This is a genomic window from Dactylosporangium sp. CA-092794, assembly GCF_050948465.1.
In the GTDB taxonomy this organism is placed as follows: Bacteria; Actinomycetota; Actinomycetes; order Mycobacteriales; family Micromonosporaceae; genus Dactylosporangium.
Genome location: NZ_CP192044.1, coordinates 1,920,811 through 1,936,067, shown reverse-complemented (window position 1 = coordinate 1,936,067; position 15,257 = coordinate 1,920,811). Strand labels below are relative to the sequence as shown.

The window sequence follows — 15,257 nt, the reverse complement described above, 5'->3', positions numbered from 1 at the left end:
GCCTTCCAGCGTCCCCGCAGCCGGGCTATGCCGCCAGCCGGTCCTCGACGGCGCCGCGCGTCTCGCCCAGGTCGATCAGTTCGCCCACGCCTTCCAGCGTCCCCGCAGCCGAGCTATGCCGCCAGCCGGTCCTCGACGGCGCCGCGCGTCTCGCCCAGGTCGATCAGTTCGCCCACGCCTTCCAGCGTCCCCCGCGGCTGGGCTATGCCGCCAGCCGCAGCAGGAGTACCTCGTCGGCGCCGGTCCGGCAGGCGACGAGCGGCCCGTCGAGCTCGCACCCGTCGAGCCGGGCATCGACGGTGGCGAACGGCGCCACGCCCGTGCCGGCGCCGAACCCGAGCAGCGTCCGGTCGCCGGTGACCGCGCCGAGCAGCACCCGGTGCGCGTCCGCGCCGAGCACGTCCCAGCCGGTGAGCCGCGCGGCGGGCGCGCCGGTGGCCGGGTCGAGCAGCACGGCCGGGCGGGCGCCGGCCGCGGCGAGCAGCCCGCCGGGCACGGCGGTGAGGTCGGTCCGGTCGGCGGCGCTCCACAGGACCGCCCCGGTCGCCGGGTCGAGCACGACGGTGCGCTCCCCGGCCACGCACAGCACCCGGCCGCAGGGCCGCACGGTGAACCGGTCGGTGCGCCCGGACGCGGGCCGCGCCGGCACCCGCGCGCGCCAGGCCGGCGCCGCCCACGCACCGCGCCGGTAGGCGGTCAGCGCCGCCCCGGACAGGTCGAAGCTCGCCAGCACCAGCAGGTCGCCGGCGGCGGCGACCAGGTCGTCGGGGCCGGCCCGCAGCGCGCCGGCGCTCGTGCGGGTGCCGGTGGCGAAGTCGGCGACGCTCACCGCGCCTTGCCGGTCGGCCAGCGCCGCCCAGGCCGCGCCGGCCTCGGCGGTGTCGACCGCGACCCGGGTGCCGGCGTCGACCGGGATCTCCCACCGGGTGCGCCCGTCGGCGTCGAGGGCCTGCCAGCGCAGCGCACCGCCGATCGGGGCGTTGGCCGCGAGGGCGCCGCAGCCGTCGGACCACAGGCTGCGCAGCACGACGGTGCCGGCCACGCCCGGCGCGGTGCGCACCGGCACGCCGATGGCCTGCCAGCGCTGGGCCCCGCTGCGCAGGTCGACCGCGACGGTCAGCCCGGTCACGCCGGAGCGGCACAGGTCGGGCGAGAGCACCACGAGGTCGCCGCCGGCCGCCGCGTAGGACAGAGTGGCCAGCCCGTCGGGCGTGTAGGTCCAGCGCGTGCTGCCGTCGGCGCCGTCGAACGCCGCCACGGGCGTCGGGGTGCGGTCGCTCTGCAGCACCAGCAGTGCCCCGCCGACCAGGTGGAACGCGCCGTTGCGCAGCGGCTGCCGGGTCACCTCGCGCGGAGCTTCCGGCAGTGGTACCGCCGACACGAGCGACAACACCAGCCCCAGTGCCAGCAGCAGCCCCCAGCCCCGGGGCAGCCCCTCGGGCCCCCGGTCGGCGTCGGGCGCCCGGGCCTCGCCCACCGGGCCCAGGTCGATCACGGCGGCATCGAACGTATGCGTCGTGCTGAGCAGCACGCATCCATTGTGCTAACGGCGGGCGACCGCCGGGAGCCTCCAGACGGTCAGGTCGCCGACCGGGATGCAGCCGACGACCCGGCCGTCCGTCGCGCAGCGGGGCTGGCCGGCCCAGGAGTCGCCGTGGCCGAACACCGCGATCCGCCCCGTCGCCGGGTCGAGGATGCCCAGCGTCGTGTCGCGCTCCTCCGCCGCCCGCCGCCACACCACCACCGCGCCGCCGAGCGCGGTCAGCCCGTGCCAGCCCTCGACGCGCGCCCGCGGCGCGCCGGTGCGCCCGTCGACGAGCAGCAGCTCCGCCCGCTGCAGGTTGTCGAGGCCGCGCCCGGCGAGGACCACGGTGTCCCCCGCGCCGCCGAGCACCGTGTCGAAGCCGTCCGCCCGCCACACCTCGCGGCCGGTCGGCGCGTCGAGGGCGGCGATGCCGCCGGTGTCGTTCTGGCACCAGCGCCCGGGCGCGCAGGCGAAGACCCTCGTCCTAGCGGCGTCGCGGCTCCACAGCAGGCGCCCGGTTGCCCGGTCGAACGCCTCGACGCGCTGCGGCACGTCGCCCTGCTGCGGGGCCCCCGGGCGGCCCAGCACCGAGACGAGGACCTGCCCGGCGCGGGAGCCGGGCGCGAGGGTGAGGCCCGGTGCGTCGCCAACGGTGAACGCGGCGGCGGGGCCGCTCACCGCCAGCCGGTCGGTGCGGGTCACCCGGCCGGTGGCCACGTCGTAGGTGCGCAGCTCCCCACCGGCGCGCAGGTCGGCGAACCAGGCGAGCTCGTACGGCCGGGTCTTGTCGCTCGCGAACGACAGCGCCGCGCCGGCCGGCACGGCGACCGTCCACGCCTCCGCGCCGGTGCGCGCGTCCACGCCGAAGACATGGGTGTCCGCGGGCTGGGTGTCCAGTCCCGGCAGCGCCTCGGTCGACGGCCCCGCCGGCCAACCGTCCTGCAGCAGCACCAGACCGCCGGCCGCGCCGAGGATCAGCGCCCCGTCGCGCCGCCACAGCGGCGCGCCCGTGCGCCCGTCGCGGACGAGCAGGGAGTACCCCCCGTCCGGCGAACCGTTCGGGCGGCCCAGCACGACCACGCCCGTCGCCACGGCCACCGCCGACTCCCACTGCTCCAGGTCGACGGCCCACCGCAGGCGCCCGGAGGCGGTGTCGCGGGCCTCCAGCCGGTCGAGGGCGCCGGCGCGGGTCCAGGTCTCCAGATACACCACGCCGTCGCCCAGCAGCACGTTGGGCACCGAGCCGAGGTGCAATACCGGGCCGCCGTCCGCCCGCGCGTCCGCGCCCGGCAGGGCCAGCCCGGCCGCGACCACGGCGAGCAGCGCCACCGCGCGCCCCCGCGCCCCGAGCCGCCGCGGCCGCCATGCCGCCGGCGGTGCCGGCGGTGGCGGTGTCCCCGCCGCGAGCATCCCGAGGTCGATCACGACTTCCCCGGGCTGAGCGCCGGTCATGGGAGCCTCCAGACGTAGACGGCGCCGATGGCGAGGCAGGCGACCCGGCCCGCGGTCGCGACGCATTGCGGGGAGCCGTAGAAGTTGTCGGCCACGCCGAAGACCCGCACGGTGCCGTCGCGCGGGTCGAGCCGGCCGACCATCGAGTCGGTGCGCCCGAGCGGGTGCCAGACGAAGTACCCGCCCGGGGCGCGGGCCGTGCCGTAGCCCCCGGCGACGAACCAGCCGTCGAGCCGCCAGGCGACCGCGGCGCCCGGCCCGGCGAACGCCGCGACGTCGTTGGGGTGGTAGCCGACGATGCCCTGCGCATACAGGACCATGCGCTCGCCGGCGCCGTCGAGCAGGCCGGCATACCGGTCGATCCGCCGCACGGGCGCGCCGGTGGCCGCGTCGAGCACCGCGGTGCCGGCGCCGTCGAAGACGCAGTAGCGGTCGCCGAGGCAGGGGTACGGCCCGTTGTAGGCCGCGTCGGGCCCGTCCCAGTGCCACAGCCGCCGCCCGGACGCGCGGTCGTAGACGTCCGCGCCCCGCCCGCCGGCCGGGAAGACGACCTCCTGCCCCGGCACCCCGTCCTGGTGCCGGGCGACCGGTCCGCGCGCGTCCAGCCGATAGGTGGCCCTGAGCGCGCCGGTGACCGGGTCCCGCACCCGCAGTACCCCATCGGCATCCAGATCGGTCAGGCCGAGGACTTCCGGGTAGTCGCGCACGTCCAGGCTCGGCAGCGTGCCCGGCGGCGTCTCGACGCTCCAGGCGACACCGCCGGTCGGCTGCTCCAGCGCGAGGTAGCGCTCGTGGTGCGGCAGCATGGGCAGCGCCACCGAGGGGTCCTCCGGGTCCCCGTAGGCCGGGTCGAACCCGACCTCCTCCCGCGGCCACGCCCGGTCCTCGACCAGCACCCGCCCGCCGGCCAGCCCGGCGAACCGCGCCCGCGCGCGCTCCCACCGCTCCGCCCCGCTCGCCGCGTCGAGCGCGATCAGCCCGCCACCGCCGTCGTCGCCGCCCTCGTCGCCCTCGTGGCTCTGCAGCAGCACCACCCGGTCCGTGACCGCGGCGAACGACTCGCCGCCGCCGAGGTCCCGCCGCCACAGCAGCCGCCCGTCACCGGCGGCGACGGCCTCGAGCACCTGCCGCCCGCCGCCGCCCATCGGATACCGCGTCATGAAGAACCGCCCGCCGGCCCCGTCGAGCGTCAGCACCTGGAAGTCCGCGTGGTACACCGGCGCCAGGCCCCGCCCGGCCGCGCTCGCGCCCAGCACCAGGACGGCCACCGCCAGCATCCCGGCGACCCCGGCCACCCGCCGCCGCCCCCGCCGCCCGACCGGCACCCCCGCCGCACGGCCCGGCTCCCACGGCGTGCTGATGTCGAGCTCGATCATCGCGTCGGGCACGGGTCCCCTCTCCTCGCCACAAGAGAGTCCCACGCCTACCCGCCGGGTTGCCGCCCCGTCGATGTTCGGTCCGTCGGCCGGGCGCGCGCGGCCGCGCGGCCGACCAGGTCGGTCGGTCGCGCCGGTTCGGTTCGGGCGGTTCGGTTCGGTTCGGGGCGGTTCGGTTCGGGGCGGTTCGGGGCGGTTCGGTCGGTGGCGGTGCGGGGGTCAGCGGCGCGGGGCGCGGGCCCTTGCGGAGGGGGCGCCGGGCAGCGGGGCCGGCTGCTCGATGCGGCTGACCCACTCGGTGACCTGGCGGGCCACGTCCTGCGCGGTGAGGCCGAGGTCGGCCAGGATCTCGTTGCGCGCGCCGTGCGGGTGCCAGCCCTGGGGGATGCCGAGGTCGCGCAGCGGCACCCAGACGTCGGCGTCGCGCAGGGACTTGGCGATCGCGTCGCCCACGCCGCCGGTGCGCACGCCGTCCTCCAGCGTGACCACCAGGCGGTGATCGCGGGCCAGGGCGACGAGTTCGACCGGCACGGGACGTACCCATCGGGGATCCACGACCGTGACACCGTAACCCTGCTCGGCCAGGCGGGCCGCCACGTCGACGGCCATGTGGGCGAAGGCACCCACGCTGACCAGCAGGACGTCCTTGCGCACGTGCTCGGCGAGCACGTCGATGCCGCCGAAGCCGTCCACGCCGCCGACGCGGCGCAGCGCCGGCAGGTCGGGCGGGACGGAGCCGGTCGGGAAGCGCAGGATCGTCGGGCCGTCCTCGATGCCGACCGCCTCGCGCAGCTCCTCGCGAACCGTCTGCGCGTCGCGCGGGGCGGCCAGGCGCAGGCCGGGGACGACGCCGAAGACTGACATGTCCCAGATGCCGTAGTGCGACGGCCCGTCGGGGCCGGTGATGCCCGCCCGGTCGAGCACGAAGGTGACCGGCAGCTTGTGCATGGCCACGTCGAGCAGGACCTGGTCGAACGCGCGGTTGAGGAACGTCGCGTAGACCGCCACGACCGGGTGCAGGCCGCCGATGGCGAGGCCGGCCGCCGAGGTGGCGGCGTGCTGCTCGGCGATGCCGACGTCATAAGCGCGCTCGGGGTACTTCCGCATCAGCTTGGCGATGCCGGTCGGCTCCGCCATCGCCGCGGTGATGCCCACCACGTCGGCCCGCTCGTCGGCGATCGCCACCAGCTCGTCGGCGAACACGCCGGTCCACTTGAGCGACGCGGGCGCGAGCAGCTTGCCGGTCTCGATGTCGAAGGCGCTGCTGGGCCCGTGCAGGCAGTCGGCCTCGTCCTCCTCGGCCGGGCGGTACCCGAAGCCCTTGCGGGTCACCGCGTGCACGATCACCGGGCCGCCGAAGTTCTTGGCCCGCCGCAGCGCCCACTCGACCGCCTCGCGGTCGTGGCCGTCGACCGGCCCGACGTACTTGATCCCGAGGTCCTCGAACATGGCCTGCGGCGCGACCGCGTCCTTGATGCCCTTCTTGACCGCGTGCAGCACCTCGAAGAGCGGCGGCCCGACCAGCGGGGTGCGCCCCAGCGAGTCCTTGACCAGGTCGAGCACCTTCTCGTAGCCGGGGTTGAGCCGCAGGTTGGACAGGTGGTCGGCCAGCCCGCCGATGGTGGGCGAGTAGGAGCGGCCGTTGTCGTTGACCACGATGACCAGCGGGTTCTTGGCCGCGGCGATGTTGTTCAGCGCCTCCCAGCACATGCCGCCGGTCAGCGCGCCGTCACCCACGACCGCGACCACGTGACGCGGCTCACCGCGCAGCGCGAACGCCTTGGACAGCCCGTCGGCATACGACAGCGCGGTCGAGGCGTGCGAGTTCTCGATGATGTCGTGCTCGCTCTCGGCCCGGCTCGGGTAGCCGGTGAGCCCGCCACGCCGGCGCAACAGGTCGAAGCCGTCCTGGCGACCGGTGACGATCTTGTGAACATAGGCCTGGTGGCCGGTGTCGAAGAGAATCCGATCCTTCGGCGAGTCGAAGACGCGGTGCAGGGCGAGGGTCAGCTCGACCACGCCAAGGTTCGGACCCAAATGACCGCCGGTGCGCGAGACCTTCGCGATGAGGAAGTCGCGGATCTCCGCGGCGAGCACATCGAGCTGCTCGGCGGTCAGGTTGCGAAGATCGCCCGGGGCCCGGACCGTGCTCAGCAGGGACGCGGCCTCGATCTCTTCTGTGCTCATGCCCGCCGAGTCTAGTAGTGCCGCGCCGCAGCGCACCCTGGCGGATCGAATCTCGACAGGTTCCCCACATCCAGCTCACCCGTGTCCTTCAGGCCGGTCCGGCACCCCGGCCACCACCGCTCGCCTGCTCCACGCGGGCCGGTCCGGCACCCCTGGCCACCACCGCTCGCCCGCTTTGTGCGGGCCGGTCCGGCATCGCCCCGGCCTCCAGCGCGCCTGCTCCCCGCGGCCCGGTCAGGCACGCCCGGCCGCCACCGCTGCGGCGAACTTCGCGGCGTCCTTGTCCTGCACGAACGCGGCGAGCGCGGTGTCGATCTTGGCGTTCCAGGCGCTCCCCGCGACCACCCCGTGGGTGAGCGAGCCCACCACCCGGGTACCCCCGTCGGCCCACTCGGCCACCGCCGACGCGAGGTAGCCGGTGTATTTCGATCGATCGGTGTCGGTGCGCGCCGGTACCGACCCCTTCTGCGGGTTGAACGCATCCTGGCCCGCGACCGACCCGCACTCGATCAGCCACTTCCGCGCCGCCCCCGGATGCGGGGCCCCCTTGGGCAACGTGAACGAGTCCGACAGGAAGTTGTAGACCCGCTCCGTCCCCGGCGCCGTGATACAACCGTAGCCCTGGGTGAAGGTCAGCCCGTTGGTGCGCAGATAGCCGTCCGCCCAGTCGCCCATGACGTTGTACGCCGCGGTGCCCGCCACCACCCGATCGAGCGCCGGCTGCCAGTCGGCGGCCGCGGCGGCGAGGTCGGAGCGCGCCAGCACCTCGGTGCAGAGGTCGAGCGCCTGCCGCACGGGCACGCCGGTCCAGTCGGTGCGCCCGCTGAACAGCCCCGTGTACCCGTCCGCCCCCAACTCCCCGAGCAGCACGTTCTCCAGCAGATGCTTCTGCGTCCAGGCCGGCCCGATCGACAGCGGCGTGAGCCCCCGCTTCGCGATGACGTCCCCTTGCTCAAGAAACTCGGCCCACGACTTGGGCGGCGTAAGCCCGAGCCCGCTCAGGGTCTTCGGGTTGTACCACAACAAATTGGACCGATGAATGTTCACCGGCACGCAGTAGATCTTCGTGCCGACGGTGATCGCGTCGACCAGCCCGCCCGGCAGCTTGGCCAGCCAGCCTTGCTCCTGGTACAACTCGCGGAGATCCTCGACGTATCCGGCCTGGATGTCGTCGGTGAGCTCGAGCCCGGCGTGGGCCTGGTACGAATCGGGCGGATCCCCGTTCTCCAGCCGCGTGGCCAGCACGGTCCGCGCGATGGTCCCGGCCCCGCCGGCGACGGCCGCGTTGTCGAACGCGACCCCGGGATTGTGCGCGGCGAAGTCGCCGACGAGCGCCTCGAGCCCCTCCTTCTCCCCCGGCCCCGCCCACCACGAGAAGACCTCAACCTTCCGATCGACCGCCGCTTCCGGCACGCCCGCCGAGCACCCGGGCAGCGCCAACGTCGCCAGCCCGGCAGCGAGCAGACTCCTGCGGCTTAGTCCCATTCATGCAGTATTGACCGACAAATCGGGCGGCACCCGCCCTACACCGAACCCGCACCCGCCCGCACCCGCCCCGCTCCCTCCTCCCCGCCCCACCCCTCGCACCGCCCCCGCCCACGTCGCACCCCCGCCCGGCCCCCCGCGCCGCCCACCCCTGCACGGACGCGGCACCGCACGGACGCGGCACCGCACGGACGCGAGACGACCCGAAGTCACCGCCGCGCGGAAGCGACGCCTTGGACCACTCGGGCGCGCTGCTCGCCGCGGCTGGCCGCCGGCCAGCCGGGCGGGCCGCTCGAAAAACCCGGCGCCTACGGCGCGCTGCCGGGCGCCGGTCCGCGACGGCCCCCGCTATTCCGTTAAGTCGGGCGCTCCGCGCCACGACTTAACGGATTTTTCGCCTGTCAGGGCATAAGTCCGAAAAGTCGTGGCGCGGAGCGCCCGACTTTTCGATGTCGCGCCGGATTGCTCACCTGCGGGCAGGAACCTCGATGCCGGGCGAACATGATGTCTCCGTGATCATGCATGGCGCCGCGGCCGCACCACGGGTTCGCCATGATCGTGGAGACATCCGGTACACAGGTGTACATGATCACTCCGTGATCATGAAAAACCGTTGGTGTCAGCAGCAGGTGCAGCATGATCACGGAGACTTCCGGTCACCGAGGACAGGCGGGTGGCACTCGCCACGATCGGTAGCAGCACGGTGGAGCCCATCGGCACGGCATAAGTCCGAAAAGTCGCGGACCGTCAAGGACCCGGAGCCGTCGATGTGAGCCCCACAAGCGCGGCCGGCCAGTCCGCCCGAAGGCGGCTGGCCGGCACAGAGCGATCGAAACGGGTCAGGCGAGCGAAACGGGTCAGGCGAGCGGCGGCATCGGCGGTGCGATCCAGGCCGAAGGCGTGGCCGCGTCCGCAATGCCGATCTCGGTGGCCAGGGTCGCCGAGGAGAGGGGTTCGGTGCGGGCGCGCATGTCGGCGTACGCGGTCACCAGGAGCACGTCGGTGACCAGCTTCATGCCGGCGTCCAGCAGGCCCGTGACGACCGAGCTGGCGATCAGGGCAGTGGTCGTGGCGGTGGTCACGACCGGGCCGTCGGCGCCCACGGAGCTCACCGTCGAGCCGCCGATCGCCAGTTCGACGATCTGGCCGACGAGGTACGACACGAAAGCCACCACCAGCGACAAACCCACGATGGTGGCGACGCGGGCGACGGAGCTGCCCAGGTCGCGGTGGAATAGCTGGAAGCAGCGGCCGATCGCGCTGCCGCCGCGTTCGAAGGTGACCACGGCCGGTATGACGAGGAGCGCCGCGTACACGTAAATGCCCGGCAGGACACAGGCGCAGAAGCCGACCAGGGTGATGATGCCGGCGAGCAACTGCCAGCCCCACAGCGGCAGGAAGCGGCGGCCGGCCAGAGCGAAGGCGGCGCCGAGGCGCTTGGGGGCGCCGATGGCCGCGGAGACCGCGATGTGGTTGCCGGCCACCGTGATCACGCAGGCGATCAGGCTGCTCGCCAGGAGGCCGAGGACGACCAGCCCGAAGACGCCGAACAGCGCCGACCCGTCGAAGTTGGGGTCGCTGGAGTTGCTCATGCTCGCGTTGAGATCGTCCAGGACGCCGACGCTGTAGAACGCCTCGGGGATCGCCACGGCCACCGCCAGCAGGAAGCCGATCGCCTGCAGGACCAGCAGCTGCGGCCAGGCGTTGCGCAGGATGGCGAAGCTGCGCGCCCACCAGCCGGAGTAGTCGGGGCTGATCATCGGGTCGTAGCCGGCCTGCGCGCCGAGGACCGGCACCCCGTAGCCGCCGGCCGGCGGACCATAGCCCCCGGGCGCGGCCTGGTACACCACGTACGACTGCGACGGGTCGTACGCCGCGTCCGGGCCCGGCGGGGGCGGCGCCGGCGCCACAAAGTCGGCGTCAGGGGACGGCTCGTCGGGTCCCGGTGTCGTCGGGGGGTGGGTCATGTCGCCTCCGTATCGCGGACCGGTGCCGTACGGCACGACACAGAAGATAGGGGCAACCCGCCACGCGTGTGGACCCCGCCGGTCAGCGCGACGGCGCGGGCACCATCTCGGAGTACACGATGGACAGGACGAGACCGGCCAGCCAGAGGCCGGCGCACCACCAGGCGGTCGCCTTCCCGAGCCGCTGCGGCGCGCGGCCGCGCAAAGCCAGCACGGCCAGCACCGACGCGACGAGCATCAGCGCCACGCCGGCGCCCCACACGGTCCAGGCGGCGGGGGTACGGTCGACCTTCAGCCGGCTCAGGCCCAGCGCGGCGCGGCCGAAGGCGAACCCGAACGGGATCGTGAACACCACCACGGTCTGCGACACGGTCCGGCGCAGCGCCCGCCACGGATCGCGCGGCGCCTCCTCGCCATCCCCGGCGGAATCCGGCCGCGTCACGCGGTGACCCCCGCGCGGCGGCACCGGGCGCACCCGGCAAGAAAGAGCGTCACGCGGTGACCCCCACACGGCGGCACCGGGCGCACCCGGCAACAAAGAGCGTCACGCGGTGACCCCGGCAGAGCGGCGCGCGGCGTACCCCGGCGAGAAGGTCTCCAGCAGCCGCACCGTCTCGGCGAAGGGCAGCTGCCCCGGCGCCGGCCGCCCGCCGATGGCCGAATAGGTGATCCGGGAGCCGAGCAGGGGGAAGAAGACGCGGGACCCGGCGCCCTCGGTGCCCATGCCGATAACGATCATCGAGGGGTACCGCATGAGCAGGCCGGCCAGCACCCGCAGGTCGGCCGGCCGGTGCACCATCGTGCTGATCTTGACCAGGTCGGCGCCCGCGGCCGCGGCCGCCTCGACGGTTGCCCGCAGCGCGGGCTCCTCCGGCGTCCGGGCGAAGTCGTGGTACGACACGATCACCGGGCGGTCCGCAGTGCGCGCCGCGGCGACGACGCCGGGCAGGATCCCGGCCGAGGAGAGCTCGATGTCGACGGCGTCGACCTCGGGCAGCACCGCCTCGAAGAGCCGCAGCCGCTCCGCGTCGTCCCCCGGCCAGTAACCGCCCTCCGCTTTCGAGCGAATCGTGGCGAGCGTCGCCAGCCCGGCCGCCCGGAACGGCGCGATCGCGCGCCGGACGTGGCCGGGGTCGGTGTCGCCGTACCAGTCGATGCGCAGCTCCGCCAGGTCGACGCCCAGCTCGCGCGCCCGCGCCGCGTGCCCCTCGGCGTCGTCGTCGCCGAAGCTGACCGCGACGATCGGCACCTCACCGGCCAGCCGCTCCCGCAGCGTTGCCATGCACTCCCCCAGCCATTCCCGACACGGCGAGTCTAGAGCCCGGGGTCAGCGCGGGCTCAGCAGCCCGATCGTCTCGAAGTGCTGGGTCATGGGAAAGCTGTCGAAGGCCCGCAGCGCGGTCAGGGCGTAGCCCAGCTCCCCGAACGTGCGCACGTCGCGGGCGAAGGCGGCCGGGTCGCAGGCCACGTACGAGACCGCGCGCGGGCGCCGGGCCGCGATCGCGGCGACCACGTCGCGGCCCGCGCCCGAGCGGGGCGGGTCCAGGACCACCAGGTCGACCGAGCGCCAGGCCGGGTTCGACAGGGCCTGGGCGACGTCGGAGCGGGCGAAGGTCACGTTGCGCAGGTCGCGCAGGGCGCGGCGGCCGGCCGCCACCGCGGCGCGGTCGGCCTCGACCACGGTGATCGGGCCGCAGTGCGGGGCCAGGGCGGCGGCGAAGACCCCGGCGCCGCCGTAGAGGTCCCAGGCGCGCTCCCCGGCGGCCGGGCGCAGCTGGTCCAGGACCGTGGCGGTGAACGCCTCGACGGCGTGCGGGTGCACCTGCCAGAAGCCGGCGGCGTCCAGCGCCCACTCGTGGCCGGCGGCGCGCTCGCGGATCCGGGTGGCGCCGCCGGCGACCGGCGCGGTGCGCGACGAGCGGCTCAGCACGGCCGTGTCGCCCTCCGAGGACACCGCCGCCTCGACGACCGAGCCGGGCGGCCAGGTGCGGTCGAGGATCGGCAGCGCCTGGACGGCGGGGTGGGCGATGCGGCAGCGGTCGACGGGGATGACGTCGGCGGAGCGGTGCCGGTGGAAGCCGGGCCGCCCGTCGGGGCCGACCGTGTACTGGACCCGGGTGCGCCAGGCGAGCGGCCCGCCCGGGAGCGGCTCCACCCGTACCGATAAATCAGAAACATCGGAAATTCCACCCAGGCGCTCCAGCTGCTCCGCCAGGACCTGCGACTTCAGCGCACGCTGTGCCGGCCAGGCGGCGTGCTGCCAGTCGCAGCCGCCGCAGGCGCCCGGGCCGGCGAAGGGGCAGGGCGGGATCACGCGGTCCGGCGAGGGCAGCAGGATCTCGACCGCGTCCGCGCGCAGGAAGCCCTTGCGCCGGTCCGTGACCCGGGCGCGGACGCGCTCGCCGGGCAGGGCGTGGCGCACGAACACCACCTGGCCCTCGTGCCGGGCCACGCAGATCCCGCCGTGCGCGACCGCGCCGACCTCGAGCTCGAGCTCCATCAGCGCTCGTGGGTGCTGGTGCGCGGGCCGCGCTTCGGCCCTCGGATGAGGGTGGCGTCCATGCGGTCGATGTCCACGTCGCCGGTGGAGCTGAGCTGCCACGGCACGCTGGTCACCATGACGCCCGGCTCGAACAGCAGCCGGCCCTTGAGCCGCAGCGCGCTCTGGTTGTGCAGCAGGTGCTCCCACCAGCGCCCGACCACGTACTCGGGAATGAACACGGTCACCACGTCGCGCGGGGAGTCGCGGCGCTTGCCGCGCACGAAGTCGAGGATCGGGCGGTTGATCTCGCGGAACGGGCTCTCGACGACGGTCAGCGGCACCGGGATGTCGCGGCGCTCCCACTCCTCCTGCAGCGCCCGGGTGTCGTGGTCGTCGACGTTGACGGTCAGCGCGGTGAGGCTGTCGGGGCGGGTGGCCTGCGCGTAGGCGACCGCGCGCAGCGTCGGGCGGTGCACCTTGCTCACCAGGACCACCGCGTGGTTGCGGGCGGGCAGCACCGGGCGGTCCTCCGACGGCGTCAGCTCGCGGGCGACGGTGTCGTAGTGCTTCTTGATGCCGACCATCAGGAAGTAGATGACGATCATCGCGATGATGGCGATGTACGCCCCGAGCAGGAACTTGGTGATGAGCACCACGATCAGCACGGCGCCGGTCAGGGTCAGGCCGATCATGTTGATCGTCCGCGATCGGATCATCCGGTTGCGGACCTGCTGGTCACGCACGGTGCGCAGCAGCCGGTTCCAGTGCCGGATCATGCCGGCCTGGGAGAGCGTGAAGGACACGAAGACGCCGACGATGTACAGCTGGATCAGCCGCGTCACCTCGCCGTGGAAGCCGACGATGAGCACCATGGCGGCCAGCGCCAGCAGGATGATGCCGTTGGAGAAGGCCAGCCGGTCGCCGCGGGTGTGCAGCTGGCGGGGCAGGTAGCGGTCCTGGGCGAGGATCGAGCCGAGCACCGGGAAGCCGTTGAACGCGGTGTTGGCGGCCAGGAACAGGATCAGCGCGGTGATGACCGCGACCACGTAGAGCATGATCGAGCCCTCGCCGAAGACGGTCTGGCCCAGCTGCGTGGTGACCGTCTTCTGCACGTAGCCGGCCGGGCCGCTCTCGATCTGGCTGGAGTTCTCGACGAACTTCAGGCCGGTCTTGTTGGCCAGCAGGATGATGCCGAGCAGCATGGTGATCGAGATCGTGCCGAGCAGCAGCAGCGTCGTGGCCGCGTTCTTGCTCTTGGGCTCCTTGAACGCCGGCACGCCGTTGGAGATCGCCTCGACACCGGTCAGCGCGGCGCAGCCGGAGGAGAACGTCCGCAAGAGCAGGAAGCCCATCGCCAGTGCCGTCATGTTGGCGTGCTCGGCGTGGATGACCAGGCCCGCGCTGGGCGCCTGCAGATGATCGCCGAGCACGAAGATCTTGAAGAAGCCGGTGAGGACCATGCCGATCATGACGATCATGAAGCCGTACGTCGGGACCGCGAACGCCGCGCCCGACTCCCGGATGCCGCGCAGGTTCATGGCGGTGAGGATGGCGATCGCGATGATCGATATGGCCACCTTGTGGGTGGCGACCCACGGCACGACCGAGCCCAGGTTGGCCACGCCGGAGGCGGTCGACACCGCCACGGTGAGCACGTAGTCGACCAGCAGGGCGCTGGCCACCGCGACGCCGAAGCGGGAGCCCAGGTTGACCGTGGCCACCTCGTAGTCGCCGCCGCCGGAGGGGTAGGCGTGCACGTTCTGCCGATAGCTGGCGACGACTGTGAGCATCACCACTGCGACCGCGACGCCGATCCAGGGGGAGATCACAAACGCCGAGGCGCCCGCGATGGACAGCGTCAGCAGGATCTCGTCCGGCGCGTAGGCCACCGAGGACAGCGCGTCGGAGGCGAAGACCGGCAACGCGATGCGCTTGGGCAGCAGCGTGTGTTGCAGCCGGTCCGAGCGGAACGGACGGCCCAGGAGCAGCCGCTTCATGAGGGAGGTGGGACTGGCCACGACGCCTAAGCGTACGGCGCCTCCCGCCTCCCGGTGCACCGGTCGGCGCCGCGCATGACATCCTCGACGTTGAGTGCCACAGGACACGGAGGCTGGGACGTGCACGTCGTGATCATGGGTTGCGGCCGCGTGGGTTCCACGCTGGCGCAGAGTCTTGAGCAGCGCGGCCACTCCGTCGCGGTGGTCGACGTCGACGCGGACGCGTTCCGGCGCCTGGGCGGCGATTTCCACGGCACCACGGTGACCGGCGTCGGGTTCGACCGGGATGTCCTGCTACAGGCCGGCATCGAGCGCGCGGACGCGTTCGCCGCGGTCTCCTCCGGCGACAACTCGAACATCATCTCCGCCCGGGTGGCCCGCGAAACGTTCGGCGTCGGCCGGGTCGTGGCCCGCATCTACGACCCGAAACGCGCGGAGGTCTACGAGCGCCTCGGCATACCGACCGTGGCGACGGTGCGCTGGACCGCCGACCGGATGCTGCGCCACCTGGTGCCCGAGGGCAACGTGGAGATCTGGCGCGACCCGACCAGCACGGTGTCCATCGTGGAGGTGCCGCTGCACCCGGACTGGATCGGGCACACCGTCGGGCACCTGGAGCAGCGCAGCGGGGCCCGCCTGGCGTACCTCATGCGCTTCGGCCTGGCGATGCTGCCGACGGAGTCCACCGTGATCCAGGACGGCGACCTGGCCTTCATGCTGCTGACCGACGAGCTGACGACATCGGTGACAAAGGTCACCGGCCGGGCCCCGGAGGGGGGACATTGA

General features: G+C 73.7%; 12 protein-coding genes. 1 reads left to right on the top strand and 11 read right to left on the bottom strand.

Features of this window, described 5'->3' with window-relative positions:
* Window positions 1–202 precede the first annotated feature (202 nt).
* From ACQPXD_RS08545 to ACQPXD_RS08495, 11 genes are all read right to left on the bottom strand, one after another.
* On the bottom strand, window positions 203–1,531 hold the full coding sequence (locus ACQPXD_RS08545) for a PQQ-binding-like beta-propeller repeat protein (RefSeq protein WP_432836475.1): 1,329 nt from the start codon (window positions 1,529–1,531) through the stop codon (window positions 203–205).
* Window positions 1,532–1,543: 12 nt separating this feature from the next.
* On the bottom strand, window positions 1,544–2,977 hold the full coding sequence (locus tag ACQPXD_RS08540) for a PQQ-binding-like beta-propeller repeat protein (RefSeq protein ID WP_432836473.1): 1,434 nt from the start codon (window positions 2,975–2,977) through the stop codon (window positions 1,544–1,546).
* Window positions 2,974–4,365: a PQQ-binding-like beta-propeller repeat protein gene (locus ACQPXD_RS08535; RefSeq protein WP_432836471.1), complete on the bottom strand. Its 1,392-nt coding sequence runs from the start codon at window positions 4,363–4,365 to the stop codon at window positions 2,974–2,976. The genes ACQPXD_RS08540 and ACQPXD_RS08535 overlap by 4 nt, the downstream gene beginning before the upstream one ends.
* Window positions 4,366–4,572: 207 nt before the next feature.
* Window positions 4,573–6,540, bottom strand: coding sequence for a 1-deoxy-D-xylulose-5-phosphate synthase (gene dxs, locus ACQPXD_RS08530; protein WP_432836470.1), 1,968 nt, complete (start codon window positions 6,538–6,540; stop codon window positions 4,573–4,575).
* Between the two features lie 234 nt (window positions 6,541–6,774).
* Complete coding sequence (locus ACQPXD_RS08525) at window positions 6,775–8,025, bottom strand: ABC transporter substrate-binding protein (protein WP_432836468.1); 1,251 nt, start codon at window positions 8,023–8,025, stop codon at window positions 6,775–6,777.
* Between the two features lie 401 nt (window positions 8,026–8,426).
* The gene (locus ACQPXD_RS08520; protein WP_432836466.1) at window positions 8,427–8,663 is read right to left on the bottom strand and encodes a hypothetical protein; all 237 of its coding nucleotides are present in this window, start codon (window positions 8,661–8,663) and stop codon (window positions 8,427–8,429) included.
* 219 nt (window positions 8,664–8,882) lie between these two features.
* Complete coding sequence (locus tag ACQPXD_RS08515; protein ID WP_432836464.1) at window positions 8,883–9,992, bottom strand: hypothetical protein; 1,110 nt, start codon at window positions 9,990–9,992, stop codon at window positions 8,883–8,885.
* 82 nt (window positions 9,993–10,074) lie between these two features.
* A complete protein-coding gene (locus ACQPXD_RS08510; RefSeq protein ID WP_432836462.1) occupies window positions 10,075–10,434 on the bottom strand; it encodes a hypothetical protein in 360 nt (119 codons plus the stop codon).
* A 102-nt stretch (window positions 10,435–10,536) separates the two neighbouring features.
* Complete coding sequence (locus ACQPXD_RS08505) at window positions 10,537–11,274, bottom strand: type I 3-dehydroquinate dehydratase (protein ID WP_432836460.1); 738 nt, start codon at window positions 11,272–11,274, stop codon at window positions 10,537–10,539.
* Window positions 11,275–11,319: 45 nt separating this feature from the next.
* Window positions 11,320–12,492 (bottom strand): class I SAM-dependent RNA methyltransferase, encoded by a 1,173-nt coding sequence (locus ACQPXD_RS08500; protein WP_432836458.1) that lies wholly within the window; start codon window positions 12,490–12,492, stop codon window positions 11,320–11,322.
* Window positions 12,492–14,492, bottom strand: coding sequence for an APC family permease (locus ACQPXD_RS08495; RefSeq protein WP_432836456.1), 2,001 nt, complete (start codon window positions 14,490–14,492; stop codon window positions 12,492–12,494). Before ACQPXD_RS08495 ends, ACQPXD_RS08500 begins: the two co-directional genes overlap by 1 nt.
* Before the next feature lie 99 nt (window positions 14,493–14,591).
* Here ACQPXD_RS08495 and ACQPXD_RS08490 point away from each other — a divergent pair, with 99 nt between their 5' ends.
* Entirely contained in the window at window positions 14,592–15,257 is a 666-nt protein-coding gene (locus tag ACQPXD_RS08490) for a potassium channel family protein (protein ID WP_432836454.1), read from the top strand.

Bases quoted from the DNA above. Each gene is read 5' to 3' on its own strand.
- ACQPXD_RS08540 (WP_432836473.1), bottom strand. From the start codon at position 2,977: ATGACCGGCGCTCAGCCCGGGGAAGTCGTGATCGACCTCGGGATGCTC.
- dxs (WP_432836470.1), bottom strand. From the start codon at position 6,540: ATGAGCACAGAAGAGATCGAGGCCGCGTCCCTGCTGAGCACGGTCCGG.
- ACQPXD_RS08525 (WP_432836468.1), bottom strand. From the start codon at position 8,025: ATGGGACTAAGCCGCAGGAGTCTGCTCGCTGCCGGGCTGGCGACGTTG.
- ACQPXD_RS08520 (WP_432836466.1), bottom strand. From the start codon at position 8,663: ATGCTGCACCTGCTGCTGACACCAACGGTTTTTCATGATCACGGAGTG.
- ACQPXD_RS08515 (WP_432836464.1), bottom strand. From the start codon at position 9,992: ATGACCCACCCCCCGACGACACCGGGACCCGACGAGCCGTCCCCTGAC.
- ACQPXD_RS08505 (WP_432836460.1), bottom strand. From the start codon at position 11,274: ATGGCAACGCTGCGGGAGCGGCTGGCCGGTGAGGTGCCGATCGTCGCG.
- ACQPXD_RS08500 (WP_432836458.1), bottom strand. From the start codon at position 12,492: ATGGAGCTCGAGCTCGAGGTCGGCGCGGTCGCGCACGGCGGGATCTGC.